The 19517-nt window shown below is 65.9% G+C and carries 17 protein-coding genes and 3 pseudogenes; 7 read left to right on the forward strand and 13 right to left on the reverse strand.

Features of this window, described 5'->3' with window-relative positions; translation table 11 throughout:
* Positions 1–4: 4 nt before the first annotated feature.
* The 7 genes from QP164_RS01755 to QP164_RS01785 all read right to left on the reverse strand — a co-directional run bounded on the left by QP164_RS01755 (position 5) and on the right by QP164_RS01785 (position 7128).
* Positions 5–1177 carry a glycosyltransferase gene (locus QP164_RS01755; protein ID WP_333921925.1) on the reverse strand — a complete coding sequence of 391 codons (1173 nt, stop codon included), beginning with the start codon at positions 1175–1177 and terminating at the stop codon, positions 5–7.
* 300 nt (positions 1178–1477) lie between these two features.
* Positions 1478–1636, reverse strand: coding sequence for a hypothetical protein (locus tag QP164_RS01760; RefSeq protein WP_333921926.1), 159 nt, complete (start codon positions 1634–1636; stop codon positions 1478–1480).
* A 249-nt stretch (positions 1637–1885) separates the two neighbouring features.
* Complete coding sequence (locus QP164_RS01765; protein WP_333921927.1) at positions 1886–3268, reverse strand: hypothetical protein; 1383 nt, start codon at positions 3266–3268, stop codon at positions 1886–1888.
* 392 nt (positions 3269–3660) lie between these two features.
* On the reverse strand, positions 3661–5055 hold the full coding sequence (gene lpdA, locus QP164_RS01770; protein ID WP_333921928.1) for a dihydrolipoyl dehydrogenase: 1395 nt from the start codon (positions 5053–5055) through the stop codon (positions 3661–3663).
* 15 nt (positions 5056–5070) lie between these two features.
* Positions 5071–5412, reverse strand: a complete 342-nt coding sequence (locus QP164_RS01775; RefSeq protein WP_333924156.1) for an acyl-CoA thioesterase — start codon at positions 5410–5412, stop codon at positions 5071–5073.
* Positions 5413–5456: 44 nt separating this feature from the next.
* Positions 5457–5669 (reverse strand): hypothetical protein, encoded by a 213-nt coding sequence (locus tag QP164_RS01780; RefSeq protein ID WP_333921929.1) that lies wholly within the window; start codon positions 5667–5669, stop codon positions 5457–5459.
* A 115-nt stretch (positions 5670–5784) separates the two neighbouring features.
* A complete protein-coding gene (locus QP164_RS01785; protein ID WP_333921930.1) occupies positions 5785–7128 on the reverse strand; it encodes a pyruvate dehydrogenase complex dihydrolipoamide acetyltransferase in 1344 nt (447 codons plus the stop codon).
* A gap of 122 nt (positions 7129–7250) precedes the next feature.
* Here QP164_RS01785 and QP164_RS01790 point away from each other — a divergent pair, with 122 nt between their 5' ends.
* Positions 7251–7706, forward strand: a complete 456-nt coding sequence (locus QP164_RS01790) for a universal stress protein (RefSeq protein WP_132738806.1) — start codon at positions 7251–7253, stop codon at positions 7704–7706.
* Between the two features lie 61 nt (positions 7707–7767).
* Here QP164_RS01790 and QP164_RS01795 read toward each other — a convergent pair whose 3' ends face one another.
* The gene (locus QP164_RS01795) at positions 7768–8319 is read right to left on the reverse strand and encodes a hypothetical protein (RefSeq protein WP_333921931.1); all 552 of its coding nucleotides are present in this window, start codon (positions 8317–8319) and stop codon (positions 7768–7770) included.
* 308 nt (positions 8320–8627) lie between these two features.
* Between QP164_RS01795 and QP164_RS01800 the strand changes: the two are divergent.
* Positions 8628–9952, forward strand: a pseudogene (locus QP164_RS01800) (M20/M25/M40 family metallo-hydrolase).
* A 67-nt stretch (positions 9953–10019) separates the two neighbouring features.
* Here the strand turns inward: QP164_RS01800 and QP164_RS01805 are convergent.
* A complete protein-coding gene (locus tag QP164_RS01805; RefSeq protein ID WP_333921932.1) occupies positions 10020–12377 on the reverse strand; it encodes a putative bifunctional diguanylate cyclase/phosphodiesterase in 2358 nt (785 codons plus the stop codon).
* A 120-nt stretch (positions 12378–12497) separates the two neighbouring features.
* Positions 12498–14262, reverse strand: a pseudogene (locus QP164_RS01810) (fatty acyl-AMP ligase).
* Between the two features lie 96 nt (positions 14263–14358).
* Between QP164_RS01810 and QP164_RS01815 the strand changes: the two are divergent.
* From QP164_RS01815 to QP164_RS01835, 5 genes and pseudogenes are all read left to right on the forward strand, one after another.
* Positions 14359–15054 carry a regulatory protein RecX gene (locus QP164_RS01815; protein ID WP_333921933.1) on the forward strand — a complete coding sequence of 232 codons (696 nt, stop codon included), beginning with the start codon at positions 14359–14361 and terminating at the stop codon, positions 15052–15054.
* A 93-nt stretch (positions 15055–15147) separates the two neighbouring features.
* Complete coding sequence (locus tag QP164_RS01820) at positions 15148–15936, forward strand: cold-shock protein (protein ID WP_333921934.1); 789 nt, start codon at positions 15148–15150, stop codon at positions 15934–15936.
* Positions 15929–16354 (forward strand): DUF192 domain-containing protein, encoded by a 426-nt coding sequence (locus QP164_RS01825; protein WP_332755404.1) that lies wholly within the window; start codon positions 15929–15931, stop codon positions 16352–16354. Before QP164_RS01820 ends, QP164_RS01825 begins: the two co-directional genes overlap by 8 nt.
* 342 nt (positions 16355–16696) lie before the next feature.
* Positions 16697–17089, forward strand: a complete 393-nt coding sequence (locus QP164_RS01830) for an NADH:ubiquinone oxidoreductase subunit NDUFA12 (RefSeq protein ID WP_132738795.1) — start codon at positions 16697–16699, stop codon at positions 17087–17089.
* 197 nt (positions 17090–17286) lie between these two features.
* Positions 17287–17520, forward strand: a pseudogene (locus QP164_RS01835) (DUF2155 domain-containing protein); the annotation flags it as partial.
* Between the two features lie 35 nt (positions 17521–17555).
* Here QP164_RS01835 and aat read toward each other — a convergent pair.
* The 3 genes from aat to QP164_RS01850 form a co-directional block, all read right to left on the reverse strand.
* Positions 17556–18287, reverse strand: coding sequence for a leucyl/phenylalanyl-tRNA--protein transferase (aat, locus tag QP164_RS01840; RefSeq protein ID WP_333921935.1), 732 nt, complete (start codon positions 18285–18287; stop codon positions 17556–17558).
* A complete protein-coding gene (locus tag QP164_RS01845) occupies positions 18284–18994 on the reverse strand; it encodes a ParA family protein (RefSeq protein WP_333921936.1) in 711 nt (236 codons plus the stop codon). Before QP164_RS01845 ends, aat begins: the two co-directional genes overlap by 4 nt.
* 107 nt (positions 18995–19101) lie before the next feature.
* Positions 19102–19506, reverse strand: coding sequence for a hypothetical protein (locus tag QP164_RS01850; RefSeq protein WP_333921937.1), 405 nt, complete (start codon positions 19504–19506; stop codon positions 19102–19104).
* Positions 19507–19517: the final 11 nt, after the last annotated feature.

The following is a 19517-nucleotide window of genomic DNA, read 5'->3' on the forward strand; positions in this document are numbered from 1 at the left end:
GGCATCATCGGCGCAGCGCGCGGTTGGCAGGCGCGGGTCTGCTGGCGGCCAGGGCAGGCCACATCGCCGACGCCAGCGGTTCCGGGATCGGCACGGGCATGGGCGGAGCAGCAGTCTTCGCGCGCATTTCCGCGCACATCTCGGCATACAACGCCTCGTAACCGTCGATCATCGTTTCGGCATCGCAGATCGCAACGGCGCGCGCGCGGCTGTCCGATCGGGCGAGGTGCATCGCCCGTACGGCTGCGGTGGCAAGCGAGTCGACATCGTCGGGCGTCGCCAGCACGCCACTACCGTCATCGAGCAAGGTCGGGATCGCACCGCGCGCGAATGCCGCGACCGGTGTGCCGCACGCCAGTGCCTCGGCAACGACCAGCCCGTACGGTTCGTCCCAGCACGGCGTGCACAGGAATACCCGGGCACCTCCGATCAGCAACGATAGCGCGGCGTGATCGAGATGGCCGACATAGCGCACGGCATCGCCGAGATGCGGGGCCACCTCCTCGGCATAATAGTCCGGGTCGGAGATCGGACCGGCAATACGCAGCGGCAGGCCGACCTTCTGTGCCGCCGCGATCGCCAGATGAAGACCCTTTTCGGGGACGATGCGGCCATACCAGACCAGATAGGGATCGGCGTCGGGGACGGCCTGATAGGGGAAGCGGTCGAGATCGATACCGTTGCCGACGACCCGGTCGATCGGGACGATCGGCGACCACATCGTGCGGATCGCCTCCGATACGGCGACGAACCGGGTCGCTTCGGCGCGGCACAACCGAATGCCGCTCTCTAGCCAGCAGAATGGCGGGGTATGCAGCGTCGTGACCATCGGCATCGGCAACGTATCCGCCATCGCAACCGGCAGATAATGCAGTGAATTGTTGTGGACGATATCGAAGCCGCCGCGCCGTAGCTCAGACATCAGCCGCAGATAGGCGTGATGTTCGCGGAAGAACGCGATGTCGGTCGCTTCCGCGACGCCGGTCGCCATCAGCGCGGTCTCGTCGCAGATCGCGGTCAGCCCGGTCGCGGGATCGGACCGCGTCGACGCGAACAGCACGACATCATGGCCACGTGCGCGAAGCCGGGTGGCAAGAAGATGCGTGTGCATCTCGAGTCCACCGGCAAACGGCTCGACGATCGCATGCTTCAGATGAGAAATAATCGCGATACGCATGATCGAGCCGAGCGTCCCCTTTATGGTTCAGCGTCGTAACGAGCGTGCATCGATATTAGACCCATATACAGATCGTGAATCGTGCTGATGGGGATCAATAGACCCGGTATACTATAGTTTAACCGGCTAGTGCGCTCGAATACGCACAGCGCGCCGTGGAGACTATACGGGTTGTTCGCGCGAAATCTGTGTTCAGCAAAACAGTCATCCGAGGGTGTGCGATGATCACCGCACGGCCGATGCGGACCTTTTAGGCAGGATGTCAGCGATGGGGTAACGGGATCACACGCTTGGGACGAGTCAGCGGATCGACTTGTCGACTGGCTCCGTTGCGGCGGCATCCCTGGTGGCAATGCTGCCGATCTCGACATCGTCCTCGGCGACTTCGATCGCATGGTGAAGATGACAGGAGGCGAGATCGGGCCGGTCACGGTCGAGCAACGCGAGCGCCATCTTCATCAGCGAAACAGCGGTTTGAGAACGTGTTAGCATGATCTAAGTTAGGATGGCTGGTTTGAGGAGGCAAGCGAAAGCGGCGTGTTTCGTCCGGTTTGGATGCGACGGCACGGTGTGTTCTCGCCCGCACGACGCCATGCCGATCGCCCTGACTTACAGCGTCACGCACCTGTCTTGGGCACCGGCAATCAACCCAGCATACCCGCATAGGTCTGCGGCGGCGGCGGCGACAGAACCCGCGCGGCGCCGCCGCTAGCCAGTACCAGCAGAAGTACGACGATACCGGCGCGGGCGATGTGTCGCGGCGGCGCGCGATCGGCCAGCAAAACCACCGCCACCGCGGTCGCGATCATCGGCCACAGGTGATAGCGCAGGTCCGACGCGATGCTGAGGACCGCGAAGCTGGCTTCCAGGGCGAGCGCGGAGACGAGTAGCGCCGTGGCAAGATCGCGGACTGGATCGTGGGCCGGATCGGGGGCCGGATCGGCGGGACGCGACAGGCCTGTCGCCAGCGCGGTGATCGCGATCACGATCCAGCTGATCGGCCAGCCCAGCGGCGTCTCGACGATCATGGCGGTCAGGCTTTCCCAGTGCCTGGCGGCGGCGTTCGGGCTGGCGAGACCGACCGTGTTGGGCTCCGACATGGTCGGGGGCTGCGCTCGGCCAGTGGAACGGGACCAGCCAGCGATCGGTCGAGTTCAGATGCGCAAAGCGGTGCGCCGCATAGGCGATCGGATGATGCAGCGCCGATCCGGCGAGTGTCAGGTAGAGCGTACCGACGGGTAGCGCCCGAAGGCGCGCCATCGTCGTTCCGCAATGCGCGTCGTCGCCGAGCGGATCCCAGAAGAACGGCGAGGCGCAGTGGCGCGCGACCACGGCGTCCGCTTCGGCGCGGGTCAGGCCGATCGCGGTCCCGTCGGGTACGCGCGCGGCGATGCCGGCCAGATCGAACAACGCCTGCGTCGATTCCACGCCGCTACGTTGCGCGCGCAGGATCTGGTGATTGACGACCGGCGCTACGGCTAGGACGACGACTACCGCAATCAGGCCGGTGATGATCTTGGCGACGGTTCCGGCGGGGCGGGGAGCGAGCGTCACCACCAATGGCACGACGATGAAGACGGCGTTTGCGCGAACGAGGACCGCATAGGCCAGCAGCAATGCGGTCGGGACCCAGAGTGCGCGTGGCATGGGGCGGTGCGAGAGTCTGTACCAGCCGACGAGTCCGCATGCCCCGAGCATCGCGCCGGTCAGTTGCGCGTCCTTGAGGACGACGCCTTGCCACCCGAGAAACGGTGGCAACAGGCCGATGACGATGATCGCCACCGCGCTGCGGCTGCGCCCCGCTCGCGCCAGCGCGGCGGCGATCAGGCCGAGGCCGAGCCAGTAGGTGCCGAGCTGCAGGACCAGCATCGGCGTCGCACCGGCGCCGAGCGGTGCAAGCAGCGCCCAGATGCGTGCCATCGCGGGCGGATGCCAGTCGTCGTACACCCCCGACAGGACCTGCTTATATTGCGCGACGGCGTCGTACATCGCGGTGCCCGGCCAGAAGAGCGCGAGCGAGGCCACGCACAGCGCCGTCGCGACGAGCGCGATGTGGCGCGGGGTGAGGCGGGAGGCAGGGTCGATCGACATTCGCGGGTCCTGCACCGGTGGCTCATGCGCCGCGACATCCTGAGAGCCGGACGTCGGGGCAGGGCGACCTTTCGGAGGCTCGTGCGCGAGGGTCAAGAGAGTTAGGGCCGAAACGGGATGGCTTGCCCGGTCTGGTCGGTTGGTTGGGTATCACGCAACGTCATCCTGACGATCGTCAGGAGTCGGAGCCAAAAGCGTTGCGGGTGGTGCCCTGGGCCCCGACTTTCGTCGGGATGACGGGAAGGGGCATGCTCCAACTCTGATCCTCCCCCGCCAGGGGGAGGTTGCGCCGAAGGCGTCGGAGGGGAGGGCACGGCACAGAGGTTTCCCTTTCCGCCCCCTCTGTCAGGCAAGCGCCTGCCACCTCCCCCTGGCGGGGGAGGATACCGGCATTAGTAGTGGATCGCGCGGCCATAGGCGGCGAGGACGCTCTCGTGCATCATCTCGGACAGTGTCGGATGCGCGAACACCGTTTCCATCAGCTCGGCCTCGGTGGTCTCGAGCTGGCGCGCGACGACATAGCCCTGGATCAGCTCGGTCACTTCCGCGCCGACCATGTGCGCGCCGAGCAGTTCGCCGGTCTTCGCGTCGAACACCGTCTTCACGAAGCCCTCGGCCTCGCCCAGCGCGATCGCCTTGCCGTTGCCGATGAAGGGGAATTTGCCGACCTTCAGCTCGTAGCCGGCTTCCTTCGCCTTCGCCTCGGTCATGCCGACCGATGCGACCTGCGGGCGCGAATAGGTGCAGCCGGGAATGTTGGCCTTGTCCATCTGGTGCGGCGAGCCGCCGGCGATCTTCTCGACCGCGATGATGCCCTCGTGGCTGGCCTTGTGCGCGAGCCACGGCGCGCCGGTGACGTCGCCGATCGCCCAGATGCCGTCGACGTTAGTGCGGCCATAGCCGTCGGTCTTGATATGGCCGCGGTCGGTCTCGACGCCGAGCGCCTCCAGCCCGATATTCTCGGTGTTGGGAACGATGCCGATCGCGATGATCGCGTGGCTGAAGGTCTCCTCCGAAAGCTTGCCGTCCTTCGCCTTGATCTTGGCGGTGACGCCGTTCGCCGAGGGGACAAGCCCTTCGAGCCCGGTCTGGGTCAGCAGCTTGATGCCCTGATTGCTGAGCGCCTTGTCCATGAACGCGGAGACTTCCTCGTCCTCAACGGGGAGGATCCGCGGGAGCATCTCGACGATCGTCACGTCGGCGCCCATGTCGTTGTAGAAGCTGGCGAACTCGACGCCGATCGCGCCCGAGCCGATGACCAGCAGCTTGGTCGGCATCTCGGTCGGTACCATCGCGTGGCGATAGGTCCAGATCCGCTCGCCGTCAGCCTTCGCGAACGGCAGGTCGCGGGCGCGGGCGCCGGTCGCGACGATGATGTTCTTGGCTTCGAGCTCGACCGTCTTGTCGCCCTGCTTGACCGACAGCTTGCCCTTGGCCGTCACGGTGCCGACGCCTTCGACGACGGTCACCTTGTTCTTCTTCATCAGGCCCTTGACGCCCGCATTCAGCTGGCCCGCGACTTTCCGCGAGCGGTCAACGATCTTGGCGAGGTCGAAGCCGACATTGTCCGCCTTGAGGCCGTAGCTCTCGGCGTTCTGCATGTAGTGATAGATTTCCGACGTCCGCAGAAGCGCCTTGGTCGGGATGCAGCCCCAGTTGAGGCAGATGCCGCCCAAGCGCTCACGCTCGACGATCGCGACCTTTAGGCCGAGCTGCGACGCGCGGATCGCGGCGACGTAGCCGCCGGGGCCCGAGCCGAGGATGACGAGATCATAGGTATCAGCCACGGTAAGTCCTTCGATTCAGTTGATTTCGGGCGGCACAGGCCGCGGTTTGCGGTCGTCGCCGACCGCCACGAAGATGAAGCGCGCCTGGGTCACCTTGCAGCTGTCGTTGCTGTGACGAGCGCGGCGCCACGCCTCGACCTCGATCGTCATCGAGGTGCGGCCGACCGCGATAAGCTCTGCGTAGACCGACACCTCGTCACCGACGACGACCGGCATGTGGAACTTCATCGCGTCCGCCGCGATCGTAACGGCGCGACCGCCGCTACGCCGGGACGCGACCGAGCCGGCGGCAAGATCCATCTGACCCATCAGCCAGCCGCCGAAGATGTCGCCATACGGGTTCGCGTCGGCGGGCATCGCGGTGACGCGGATCGTCGGAGCCTTTTCAGGCGGCAATTCGGTCACGCTTCACTCCTGCGGGTAGTTCTGTCGAGACGGCGGGCGCGGCGCAACGGTCCCACGCCCATCAGCACGGTCGCGACCATGGCTGCGGCCCCGCAAGACCAGATCACGTCCTGCCCGAGCGGGTAGGACCATGCTGCCGCCCAGGTGATCGCGACGGCAACGGCGAGACCTGCGAGGATGTGCAGGATTTCGATGGTCGTCTTCTTCATGTCGAACACCCCCTAAACCGTTCGTGCCGAGCGCAGTCGAGGTACATGAGTCTCATGCCCTTCGACTTCGCTCAGGGCGAACGGAGTGGGGGAGGTGAAGTCCATGTCCGTCAGACTACGCCAGCATGCCCAGCGGGTTCTCGACCAGATGCTTGAACGCCTTCATGAACTGCGCGCCGTCGGCACCGTCGATCGCGCGGTGATCGAAGCTGCCGGTCGCCGACATGACGGTCGCCACGGTGAGCTCGTCGCCGACGACGTACGGACGCTTTTCGCCCGCGCCGACCGCCAGGATCATCGCCTGGGGCGGGTTGATGACTGCATCGAACTGCGTGATGCCGAACATGCCCATGTTGCTGATCGAGGCGGTGCCGCCCTGATATTCCTCGGGCTTCAGCTTGCCGTCGCGGGCGCGGGCGGCGAGGTCCTTCATCTGCGTCGAGATCGACGACAGCGAGGCGGTGTCCGCACCGACGATGATCGGCGTGATCAGCCCCGACGGCGTGCTCACCGCGACCGAGATGTCGGCACGCTGGAAGGTGATCAGCTGGTCGGGCGTGAACATCACGTTGCAGGTCGGCACCTGCATCAGCGCGACGGCCTGCGCCTTGATCAGCAGGTCGTTGACGGAAAGCTTCACGCCGCGCGATTCGAGGCTCTTGTTCAGTTCGCCGCGCAGCTTGAGCAGCGCATCGAGGCGGATGTTCACGGTCAGATAGATGTGCGGAACGGTCTGCTTCGACTCGGTCAGGCGACGCGCGATCGTCTTCCGCACGTTACTGAGCTTGGTCGCCTCGTGCGGAATGTCCGGCACGGTCGCAGGCTTCGCAGCAGGTGCCGGAGTAGCCGCGGCGGCGGTCGGAGCCGCTTCGGTCTTCGCGGCAACGGGAGCCGCACCCGGCTTCGCGCTTTCGACGTCGGCCTTGACGATGCGACCCTTCGGCCCCGAACCCGACACGGCGCCGAGATCGATGCCCTTGTCGGCGGCAAGGCGGCGCGCGAGCGGGCTCGCCTTTACGCGGTCACCCGACGAGGCCGGGCCGGCATCTACGGGACGACCGTGATCCTCGGCGGACGCTTCGGTACGCGGGGCGGGCTTGGCCTCGCTACCGGTGTCGTTGGGATCCTTCGGGTCGGGCTTGGCTTCCGATTCCTTGGCGGCGGGCTCGGGCGTCTCGCTCTTCGCCGGCGCCGACGAAACCGACGACGCATCCTCGCCCTCTTCGGCGATGATCGCGATGACGGTGCCGACCTTCACGTTGTCGGTACCCTCGGCGACGAGGATCTTGACCACGGTGCCTTCGTCGACGGCTTCGAATTCCATCGTTGCCTTGTCGGTTTCGATCTCGGCCATCAGGTCGCCGGATTTCACGACGTCGCCCTCCTTGATCAACCATTTGGCGAGGGTACCCTCCTCCATGGTCGGGGACAGCGCAGGCATCTTGATCTCGATCGACATGGATTTCCCCAGGGCGTGACGTAACGGCATGCCTACTCGCGCCCTCGTCCGCTCGGGTCAACCCCGCCGCACTTGCGAACGGCCACGCATCGGCCCAATTACCGGCAATAACGGGGGCGAAAATGCGCATTTATCTGGTGGTGATCGACGACAGTCCGGAAGCGGGCATCGCGTTGCGCTTTGCTGCACGGCGCGCGGTGAAGACCGGCGGCGGCGTCGAGATCCTGACTGTGATCCCGCCACAGGAGTTCATCGCGTTCGGAGGCGTCCAGGCGACGATCGAGGAGGAGGCGCACCTTCACGCACAGGGTCTGGTCGCGGGTGCGGCGGGGACGTTGCTGGAGGAATCAGGCTTGCGTCCGTCGATCACGGTGCGCGAAGGCGAGGGGCCGAAGATCATCCGCGAGATGATCGAGGCGAACCCGGAAATCGCCGCGTTGGTGCTGGGCGCCGCGGCAACCGGCGCGCCGGGCGAACTGATCGCGCATTTCACCGGCGCCGATGCGGGCGCGCTGCCGGTGCCGGTGATGATCATCCCAGGCTCACTGACGCGCGAGGCGATCGACCGGTTGAGCTGAGCGTCCGGAGCGGGCCGTTTGCGACAGCGGCCAGTGTCGTTGATGCCGTCAAGAAGATCGATCAGCCGACGGGTAGTGCGACCTTCTGATCCAGCAACATTTCCACCTTGTCGATACCGGTCTGCGTCAGTTGCAGCGCATCGATGCCGGGAAGCGTCGGTTCGAAGAGCGCCTTGGACTGCAGCACGCGCAGCCAACGCACGATCGTGGTCTGCGATAGCGGTATATGGCTGGCGACGGTCGCGATCGACGCGATCCGGCCCTCGGCTTCGGCGACATAGGTCAGCAGCAGGATCGTCCAGGCGTGATCGGCGAACAGGTCCGCCCCGAGGATGTCGTCACGCGCGCGCATGATATCTAGGAGTTCCCGAGCGCGACGCCACAGTCGATAGGGCGCGGGGTCTTGATCGAGGATGTCGTCGATCGTCGACAAGGTTCCAACCAGATGGCCGCCATCGGATCCCATCACCCGGGAAACCTGAACGTCCACCGCGATGATGTCTCCCCTGCCACCGATATAGCGTTTGCGGATTTTTGCGGATTGTCCGTTGGCCTGGAGTGCGGAGACCTTCGCCAAGTTTAGCGCAAGATCGTCGGGATGTGTGATCGACATATACGAAATACCGATAAGTTGATCTCGCCCGCGCTGCAGCAATGTTGCGACGGGGCCGTCGATAGCCTGTATGACGCCCTCGCTGTTCGATACTGAATGCCCGATGATCATCGATCGTCCTCTCAAGACAATCATATGTTTAGCATATATATGAAAAATTTATCATACTTCGATCAGTTTTCGACCAGTTCGAGTTTTTGTAAGGGTCTGACATCAAAGCGGAGCTTGGTCCCCCTGTCGCTATCGCTGATCGACCGGTGCCTTACTATTGGCTTGAGCAGCGGTGCCGATCGCGGCACGGTCTGCCAATGTCGATATACGCTCTTCCGTCGTGGCTAGCCGCCGCTGCCGCTGCCGCCGCCCCGCTTCCTGCTCCAACGCCATTGCCCGCACCGTCTGTGAAACGGTTGCAGGCGGACGTCACGACGATGGTCGGTTTCGGTACCCGGCATACTGCGTCGACGACGACCGATCCGAGGCGGGGATCGGCGCGGCTCGGACCTGGGCCGCAGAACGTTTCACGCAGATCGGCGCATCGTGTGGCGGCTGTATCGTCGTCGACCGGATCGCCCGCTCGTTCACCGGGCCGCGTGCACCGGCCGGGGTCGTGGTCGAGGATGTGCTGGGCATCCAGAAAGGCCGCAATCCGAACCGCGTGGTGATCGTCGGCGCGCATATCGATAGCCGCGTGACCGACGTGATGAACGCCACCTCCGACGCGCCCGGCGCCAATGACAACGCGTCCGGCGTCGCGCTGGCGCTGGAGGCGGCACGGTTGCTGTCGCAACGGCAGTTCGACGCGACCATCGTCTACGCGGTGTTCTCAGGCGAGGAACAGGGCCTTTGGGGTGCCGAATTGCTCGCCGACACTGCAAAGGCGCGTGGCTGGTCGGTCTCGGCGATGCTGAACAACGATATCGTCGGCAACACCGTCGGGCAGGGCGGAGTTCGCGTTGCCGACAAGGTCCGGGTCTTTTCCGAAGGTATCCGCGCCTCGGAGGATCTGGCCGCGCAACAGGGGCGTCGTGCGGACGGTGGCGAGGATGATGGCCCCAGTCGGTCGCTGGCGAAAATGATCGACGGAGTCGCAGGCGATGTGCCGGGCGGGCTCGACGTGATGCTCGATCGCCGCCCGGACCGGTTCGGGCGCGGCGGCGATCACGAGCCATTTCTGAAACTCGGCTATCCCGCCGTGCGCTTCTCGGTCGCCGCCGAGAATTGGGACCGCCAGCACCAGGACCTCCGCACCGAAAAGGGCGTCGTCTACGGCGACACGATCGAGGGCATGGACTTTCCGTATCTGGCCAAGGTGACGGCGATCAACGTCGCGACCTTGGCTCGGATCGCGGCGGCACCCGCGGCTCCCGAAGACGTGTCGATGGCCGGAGCATTGTCGCGCGACACGACGATCAAGTGGAACGCGGTGCCGGGCGCCGTGAAGTACAGGGTTCGTTGGCGTCGCAACGATGTCCAGGACTGGACCGATGTGCGCGAGGTGGTAGCGACCGGGCCAAATCCGCAGACGGTGCTGTCGCAGGTGCCGGTCGACGACAATTTCGTCGGCATCTCGGCGGTTTCGGCCGATGGCGCGGAAAGCCTGGTAAGTTTTGCGGGACGCGAACGCCGCCGCTGATCGCGCGTATCCAGCAGGTGGGCCTGGCGCACGCCGGGCCTGCTATCGTCCGATAGCCAGGTAGCGATCAGGCGGCGACCGCGTCTTTCCAACCGCGGTTGGCGAGCGAGCGGGCGTTCTCGGCCGACATCGGCCGCCCGAAATAGAACCCTTGCGCATTGGTGCAGCCGAGATCGCGAAGGGCTCTGAGTTCGGCTTCGGTCTCGATACCCTCGGCCGTGGTGGCCATGCCGAGGCTCGTCGCAAGGGCGATCCCGGCGCGGACGATCGCCACGGCCTCGCGCACGCCGCAAGCCGCGTCGCGCACGAAATTGCGATCGATCTTGAGCGAGGAAAAGCGCGTTCGGCTGAGATAGCCGAGCGAGGAATGACCGGTGCCGAAATCGTCGAGGCTGAGGCGAACACCGAGCTCGGCCACACGATCGAGAATTTGCGTCGCACCAAGGCCTTCATGCATGAAGACGCCTTCGGTCACTTCGAGCTCGAGCCGTTCGGGTGACACGCCCGTGCTCGCGAGCGCCGACGCGATCGTGGTCACGAAACTAGGATTGCGGAGTTGGTCTGCAGACACGTTGACCGCGATCCGCATGTCCGATGGCCAGCGCGCGGCTTCTTCGCAGGCGGTCCTGACCACCCACGCGCCGATTGGACCGATCAGCCGGGTTTCCTCGGCAAGCGGAATGAACTTGGCCGGCGATACGCAGCCGAATTCGGCGCTGGTCCAGCGCAGCAACGCCTCGAAACCGCAGGGCAGCGCGCTGTCGGTCTCGACGATCGGCTGGTAGACGAGGTGCATCTCGCCCTTCTCGATGGCGTCGCGCAAAGCCATTTCGAGTATCCGCCGCTCTTCCGCCTGAACGTGGAGTTCCGGTTCGTACCGGCGGAACACGCCGCGTCCGGCGTCCTTGGCGCGATAGAGTGCGAGGTCGGCCGAGCGGATCAGCATGTCGGCGGTGCGGCCGTCACGCGGACCGATCGCAAGGCCGATGCTGGCACCGATATGGAGTGTATGGGCGTCGATCTCGTAGGGACGCGACAGCGAGGCGATGATCCGCTCGGCAAGCCGCTCGACCGCGGCGGCGTCGCTCGCGTCGCGGACCACCACCGCGAATTCGTCCCCGCCCAAACGTCCGCAGGTCTCGTTGACGCCCATCAGCGCGTGGATCCGCTCCGACACACGGCCAAGCAGTCGATCGCCGATCGGGTGGCCAAGCGTATCGTTGACCGCTTTGAAGCGATCGAGATCGAGCATCATGAACGCATAGCGGCCGCCCCAGCGATCGGCATCCGCCATCGCCTTCACGAGCGTCTCATTCACCATCAGTCGATTCGGCAGGCCGGTCAGGGTGTCGAAGCGCGCCATCCGGTTGATCTTGTCCGCCGACGCACGCTGTTCGGTCACATCGGAGCCGACGCCGCGAAAGCCGTAGAACTCGCCGTGATCGTCGAAACGTGGCGAGGCGGCCATGCTCCACCAGCGATCCTCCCCGCCAATCTGGACGGGAAGGCGTAGATCGCGGAAGCTTTCCCGCCGTTTCAGCCGCTCAGCCAAAGTGCGCAATGCGGTATCGAACTCGCCGGTTTCCCAGCTCGGGCCGGCCAGCAGCTGCAACAGCGGCAGGCCATTGATACTGGCCGGATCGAGGCCGCACGCAAAGGCAAACCGTGGGCTGGCCTTGACGACGCGGCGGGTCGCGTCGGTTTCCCAGAGCCAGTCAGCGCCGGTGCCGTCGAACTCGCCGAGCAACAGACTGACCGTCTCGTTGCGGTCGTCTAGAACGATCTCGCTTGCGCGGAGCATAATCAGCGCGCGCGCGCGATGGATGCACGCCACCATAAGCAACCCGGTGAACAGCAACAGGCCGAGCGCGGCGGCGAAACTGCTGGCGAAGGCGAGTTGGATGGCCATTGCCACACCAAGATAACCCAGGAATACGAGCGTCGCGAGTGCGAGCGGCGCCATCGCCAGGGCCGCCGCCGCCATCAGCACCGCAAGCGTGAGACCCAGCCCCGCGGTCGTCCCGGTCGGTGCATGCGTACAGAAGAAGACCGGCACCGCAGACCAGACGAGCGCAAGAACGAAGCCGTCCCAGATCGTGTGACGAAGCTGGCGCAGGCTCGCATAGCCGTCGCCGCGATGATCGGTAGCGAGCCGGCGAAACCCCACCCACACCGCCGCAGCGGCGACCAGCGCCGCCCACGCCGCGATCTGCCAGTGCGGCACGACGCCTCGCAGCAGGAACGCGATCGCCAGCATCGCGACGATGTTGCTGGTGAGCAGGAACAGCGCCACGCGGCGCCCCGCGAACAACTGCGCCGCGCGGATCCGGCCCCAGACGACCGGATCGCCGCCTTCGCGGATCGCCAATAGCGTGGCGAGGTCGACGACGATGCGGCTCGACGCGGAAGGCGGGGTCTTGGTCACGCGAATGGCATAACCACGCGTTGGTTAGCGGAACGTATGCATCACACCAAACTGGATCTAATTGCTGTCGTTTTGGTCAAATCTAACCAGAACACGATCATTTTTAACGCGGTCGGCCTGTCAGGCGGCAATATCATACGGTTTGATGTCACCGCTGAGATACAGGTTGCGCGCCTTGGCACGGCTGAGCTTGCCCGACGACGTGCGCGGCAAAGTGCGCGGCGGGATCAGTTCGATCAGGCAGTTCATGCCCGTCACCGACCGCACGCGCTCGCGGATTTCGTCGCGCAGGCGCAGGCGTTCGGCCTCGTCCGAGCTGCGGCACTGGACCAGCACCGCGGGCGTCTCCTCGCCGCCGGGCGTGGTGATCGCGAACGCGGCGATGTCGCCCGCCTTGAAGCCGGGAAGCTGTTCCACCGCCCATTCGATATCCTGCGGCCAGTGGTTCTTGCCGTTGACGATGATCATGTCCTTGGCGCGGCCGACGATGTAGATGTAGCCGTCCGACATATAGCCCATGTCGCCGGTATCGAGCCAACCATCCGCCATGCACGCCTCGGTCGCGGCGTCGTCGCGGAAATAGCCGACCATCACCGACTTGCCGCTGCACCAGACCTTGCCGATCGCGCGATCGGGAAGCGGCGTGCCGTCCTCCTCGCGGATCTCGATTCGCATGTCGCGGACCGGCTTGCCGCAGTTGACGATCGCCCGGTAGCGCTGGGGACGGTCCCCGCCGCGCGAGCCACCCGAAAGCTGGGTTTCCTCGACCAGTTCGACGCGGATGCCTTCGCCAGGCGGCATCAGCGAGACCGCCAAAGTCGCCTCGGCAAGGCCGTAGCTCGGCAGGAACGCGCTGGCCATGAAGCCCGCATCGGCGAACGCGTCGACGAACGACTGCATCACGTCCGGGCGGATCATGTCGGCGCCGTTGCCCGCAACCCGCCAGCGCGACAGGTCGAAGCGGTCGCTTGCCTTGGTCTGCGACGACATGCGGCGCGCGCAGATATCGTAGCCGAAGGTCGGGGAGTAGCTGAGCGTCGTGCCTTCGTTGCGGCTGATGAGATCGAGCCACGCGAGCGGACGGCGCGCGAAATCCTCGGTCTTGAGGTAATCGGTCGAGACCTGGTTGGCGATCGGCGACAGGAAGCAGCCGACCAGCCCCATGTCGTGATACCAGGGCAGCCAGGAAACGCAGCGATCGGTGTCGCAGACTTCCATGCCGTGGCTGTGCGCGGCAAGATTGTTGAGCAGCGCGGCGTGGGTGATGACGACGCCATGCGGGAAGCGTGTCGAGCCGCTCGAATATTGCAGGTACGCGATGTCGTCCGGCTTGGCCTCGGGTAGCGTTGCCGCGGGCGCCTCTCTCGTCGCGAACTCGGACCAGTCGATCCCGACGGTGCCAGACAGGCGCGCGGCCTCGCCGGCCATCTGCGCGAGTTCGGGCGGAAAGATCAGCATCTTCGGATCGCAGCTCGCAAGCTGGACGCGAAGCTGCTCAATGTACGAGATCGCGGCCGCCGAACGAGGTCGGCAGCGGCAGCGGCACCGGCCATGCGCCGGCATAGACGACGCCAAAGAACAGCGCGGCGAACTCGGGGCCGGTCTCCGCGACGAGCGCGATACGGTCGGCAGGGGCGACGCCGGCGGCGATCAGGCGATCGGCCATCGCGCGGGCGTCGGTGCGAAGTTGCGAATACGGGTAGGGCTGCGACAATGTCCCGCGTGCGTCGTGAAAATTAAGCCCGCGGTTACCGCTTGCCGCGTAATCGAGGGCTTCGCCCAGCGTGCCGAAATCGGCGAAGCGGCGCGGCAGGGCGTCTTGGGTCGGCGTCGCAACGATCGTCGCTACGGTCGTGCCGCCCTTGTTGGCCGTGTCGGTCGTCATCGCAGTTCCTGCCTTGGTTGGTCGCGGTGCTCGCACACCACACCTATCTTCAGTCTAGCCGTTCAACTTCGGGTGCCAGTGTGGCACAATGATGGCGTGACCGATGATAGCCACAGCGAAAGCAACGCGTTTCCCTCGTCGCTGGATGCCGGCGACCCGGAAAACGGCGCGTTCGACGATAGCGGCACCACGAAGCGGCGCGGCGGCAAGAGCTGGGGCAAAGGCGGCGGGAAAGGCGGCAGCAAGGAGCGATCCCGCGAGCGTCCCGCGCCGAAACCGCTCGATGCTGCGGCGCTGGAGCAGATGGCGCTACGCTATGTCGAGCGATTCGCGACGACGCGGGGGCGGCTCACCGATTACCTTATGCGCAAAATCCGCGAGCGTGGCTGGGACGGGGGCACCGGCGCGGCGCTGGCGGAGCCTGGCGACCTTGCACAGCGGATGGCCGATCTCGGCTATGTCGATGACCGCGCCTTCGCCGAACAACGGGCTGCTGCGATGCAGCGACGTGGCTTGGGGGCGCGGCGGGTTGCCGGCGCATTTCGTGAGGCCGGCATCGACGAAGGCGACGCGGAGTCGGTGGCGCCGGCGATCGCGGACCGCGCGGTCGAATCGGCACTGGCCTATGCACGGCGCAAACGAATCGGACCATATGGCAGCGGCGAGGGCGATCGGAAGCTGCACGAAAAGCAGCTCGCGGGAATGCTGCGCGCGGGGCACAAATTCGATCTTGCACGCAAAATTGTTGCTACACCGCCGTCCGACACCCCCGAGTTGCTCGATTTCGAGTGAACACCACAACGGATTCATTGCGGCTGCGACGAACCGTGCTAGCAAGGCGCTCAGGGGTGTAACAATGCGTAACGACACGCAGCAGGTGCTGACATGCCGGTAGAAATGGGGCCAGTGGAGGCGGGAACGACGACGCTTGCGGGCGGTGGGCTCGCGACCGGTGGTCTTGTGGGCGGCGGCCTGACGAGCGGCGGCCTCGCGAGCGGTAGCCTCGTGGGGGACGGCGTAGCTAGTAGTAGCCTCGTGGGGGGCGGCGAGCGCGTGAGTGCCGTGATCGTCGGCGGTGTCGCGCCAGAGGCCCGTGCCATCGGCGGGGTCATCAAATGGTTCGACGTGACTCGCGGCTTCGGGTTCGCGGTCGCGGACGACGAGACCGTTGGCGATATCCTGGTGCATTTTTCCGTCCTGCAACCGCATGGCCGCCGCAGCCTTCCCGAAGGCGCGCGAGTCGAGACATTGTCGGTGCAACGCGGCCGCGGGTTCCAGGCGCGCGAAATCGTCTCGATCGACATGACCAACGCGGTCGAGGAGACGGTCCGTGCCCCGTCGTCACCCGACCGGATCGATCCGATCGCGATGATCGACGCCGCCGGACCGTTCGAAGCGGCGTCCGTCAAATGGTTCAACCGTTTGAAGGGCTATGGTTTTCTGATACGCGGCAGCGATGGCAGCGATATCTTCGTGCATATGGAAACGCTGCGCCGCGCCGGAATCGAATCGGTCGAACCCGATCAACCGCTGCGCGTGCGCGTCGTCGACGGGCGCAGGGGCCGCTGGCCGTTGCGGTCGAAAAGGATCTGGGATGAGTTTCACTGCCAAGGCCGCGTTGGCGGCGGTGCTGGCGCTGGGCGCCGGCGCCGGGGGTGTCGCGTATATGAATAGCGGCGCTGATACCGAGGTGACCAAGGACGGCACACTCGCACTCACGATCAAGAGCACGAACGGGACGCATGCGTTCACGGTCGAGAGCGCGAAGACGCTCGACGCGCAGGCGCGGGGGCTGATGTTCCGTACCGACCTGAAGCCCGATGGCGGCATGCTGTTCTGGCCCTATCCGCCGGCCGGTGGCGCGCCTGTGGTCGCGAATTTCTGGATGAAGAACACGCCGAGTTCGCTCGATATCATCTACATCCGCGCCGACGGCACGATCGCGCGGATCGCCGAGAATACGGTGCCGTTCTCGGAAACGCCGATTCCGTCGGGGGAGCCGGTCGGGGCGGTGCTGGAATTGATGGGCGGCCGGGCTGCGGAACTGGGGATCGCCGAGGGGGATCTGGTGACGTGGGACAAGGCGAAGTAGGCGCTTCCTCCGGGGTGGACTAAAACGCTCCCCCACAAGCTCGTCATCCCAGCGAAAGCTGGGATCTCCCCGTTCCAAGCCAGCGCTCGCCAACGGGGATACCCCAGCTTTCGCTGGGGTGACGGAATAGTGGGGGTGACGGAATAATGGGGGTGAGTGATTACGGTCTAAGGACGCTTGGGCTGACGGAGGGGGAGTTCGTTATCGAGGGGGCGTCACCCGTCCGTCTGGCTTCGCCAGCCCCCTCCCTTTGCGGGGGAGGATCAATCCTGACGGCATCGGTGGCTGTATTCCCCTATCATCGAGGTTGAAGCCCGCCCCCACTCGGGTTAAGCGCCCGTCATGGGCTTTCTCGCATCGACATTCACGTGGTGGAACGGCGCCACCCTCGGCACCAAATTCGGCCTGCGCAGCATGGCGAAGATGGGCGAGGACGCGCTCGGCAACGTCTATTACCAGGGTGGCAAGGACACTGCTGGCAACCCGCGCCGCTGGGTGATCTATCAGGGCGCGACCGACGCGAGCCGCGTGCCGCCGGCGTGGTTCAGCTGGCTGCATCACCAGGTCGACGACGTGCCCGATCGCGCGCTGCCGCCGATCCGTGCCTGGCAGAAGCCGGCCGTACCCAACATGACCGGCACCGCGCTTGCCTATCGCCCCTCGGGTGCGCTTGAAAAGGGCGGCAAGCGTGCCGCCGCGACGGGCGATTACGAAGCCTGGACGCCCGAAGGGTGATCATGCGCTGGCTCGCCGCGGCCGTGTTGGTCGTGGCGTTGGCGGTGGGCGGCTGGTTCGGATACCGCGCGCTGACCAAGCCTGCGACTCCGGCTGCCGCGGTCCAGCAGGACCTGCCCGGCGCGGACGACGCCGGTAATTCCTCGATCGAGACGATCGATACCGGCGCTGCCGCGATCGCCAATGGCGGCACGCCGATGGCGCAGCGCGTGGCGGTGCTCGGCCTGCTCAACAAGCGTAACGGCGAGACCCGCGAAGTGACGCTCAAGCCCGGCCAGGCGACGCGGATGGGCGATGTCGTGCTACGGCTGCGCGCGTGCGAGCAGACCGCGCCGTGGGAGCAGGAGCAGCTGACCGGTGCGTTCGTGCAAGTGCTGGTGCGCGGCGTCGACCGGCATTGGCGGCGGACGTTTTCGGGGTGGCTGTACAAGGAACGCCCCGCGCTGAACGCGGTGCAGCATCCGATCTACGACGTGTGGACCAAGAGCTGTGCGATGACCTTCCCGGCGACCGGGCCGGATACCGCGCCGCCGGCCGAGGCCTTGCCCGCCAAGCGATCGAGCGCGCGGAAATCGCCGGCGGCTGCCGAGACCCCGGCGGCGGACGAGGGCTTGAGCGCACCGTCGAGCGACGCGCCCAGCAACGCGACGTAATCCGCGCGGTCGATCTCGATCGCGCCGAGCGAGGCGAGGTGCGAGGTCTGGAACTGGCAATCGAGCAGCGTGAACCCGCCCGCGCGGAGCCGGGCGACGAGATGCGCGAGCGCGACCTTCGACGCGTCGGTGGCGCGGCTTACCATGCTTTCGCCGAAGAACGCGCGGCCGAGCGACAGGCCGTAGAGCCCGCCGACCAGCTTACCGCCGTCCCAGCATTCGACCGAATGCGCGAACCCCATCGCGTGGAGCGTCTGGAAGACGCGTTCGATGCCGTCGTTGATCCACGTCTCGGGTCGGCCCTCGACGCTCTCGGCGCAGAGTTGCACGACGCGGTCGAAGGCGGTGTCGACGGTGACCTGGAAGCGGTCGGCGACGATCGTTTTCCGCAGCGAGCGTGAGAGCTGGAAGCCGTCGAGCGGGAGCACCGCGCGGCGGCGGGGCTCGACCCAGTACACGCTGGCGGCGTCGCGGCTGTCGGCCATCGGAAACACGCCGACCGAATAGGCGCCGAGCACGAGTTGCGGGTCCAGTATGTCGCTCATGCGGCGAGCCGGTGTTCGATCCGGCGCCAGAGGTCTGCAAACGCCTGCGCGGCGGCCGATTTCGGTGCGAAGACGCCGACCGGCGCACGCTTGACCGCCATCGACTCGATCCCGCTCGCCATCGGGATGACCGGCCAGTCGGGATGGCGGGCGAGCGCCTCGGCATGCAGCGCGCGGCGCTTGTCGACCATGACGTGGACCGGGAGCAACGCCGTCCGGCCACCGAGATGGTCGACGACCGCGTCATAGGCGCGGGTCGAGAGCGGGGACGGGATCACCGGGATGACGATCAGGTCGGCGGCGCGCATCACCTGGTCCGCGGTCTCGGTCAGGCCGGGCGGGCAGTCGAGGATCACGCGGTCATAGTCGGCGAGCTCGGACAGGAGCTTGGCGAGCCGCTTCTTCTTGTCGAGATCGTGGAACAGCTGATCGAGCCCGCGCAACGACGCGTCTGCGGCGATCAGGTCGAGGTGGCGGTAGGCGGTCGGCCGCGCCTGTTTGGCGACCGGCACGTCCTTCGAGAACATCGCCTGCGCCTGATCGACCTTACCCGCACCGCCGAGCACCCAGGTCGAGGCGGCCTGCGGATCAAGGTCCCACAGCAGCGTGCGGCGTGCGGACAAGGTCGCGGCGCACCACGCCAGGTTCACCGAAAGCGTCGTCTTCCCGACGCCACCCTTGAGGCTGTAGATCGCGACTGTTGCCATGGCGGCAGCGTGCCGGTCCGCGGCGGCGAGGGCAAGAGTGCGCGGCACAAAGAAAAACGGCCGGCGGATGATCCGCCGGCCGTCTCAAGAGTCAAGAACGCGCCGATTTACGCGTGGCAGATCTGGGCCGACTTGCCCGGCGCGGTCAGCGTGACGTTGGTCTCGCTGCCGGTCATCGACCAGCCGCCCTCGGCGGTCTTCGGCGCGCCGGCGACATCCGACTTCAGCGTCGTCGGGGTGCCGTCCTTCTTGGTACGCACCACCGCCTGCTTGTCGCCCTGGAAGAACGTCACGTAGAGCAGGCTGTTGTCCTTGCAGCGCAGCGTCGCCTCGGACTTGATCGCCGGCGGCAGCTCGACCGGCGCGGCGTTGGCGAGCGTGTTGGCCATCGGATCGGGATTGCTGTCCAGCACCTCGGGCGTAGCGGGCTTGGAGTTGCAGGCGGCCAGCACGAGCAGCGCGGCGACGGCGGAGAGGGGAGGATTTTCATAGCGGAACCTCGCTTCGCGCATGCAGCATGGAG

Origin of the sequence: Sphingomonas sp. LR59, from assembly GCF_036855945.1 — a bacterium.
Taxonomy (GTDB): domain Bacteria; phylum Pseudomonadota; class Alphaproteobacteria; order Sphingomonadales; family Sphingomonadaceae; genus Sphingomonas.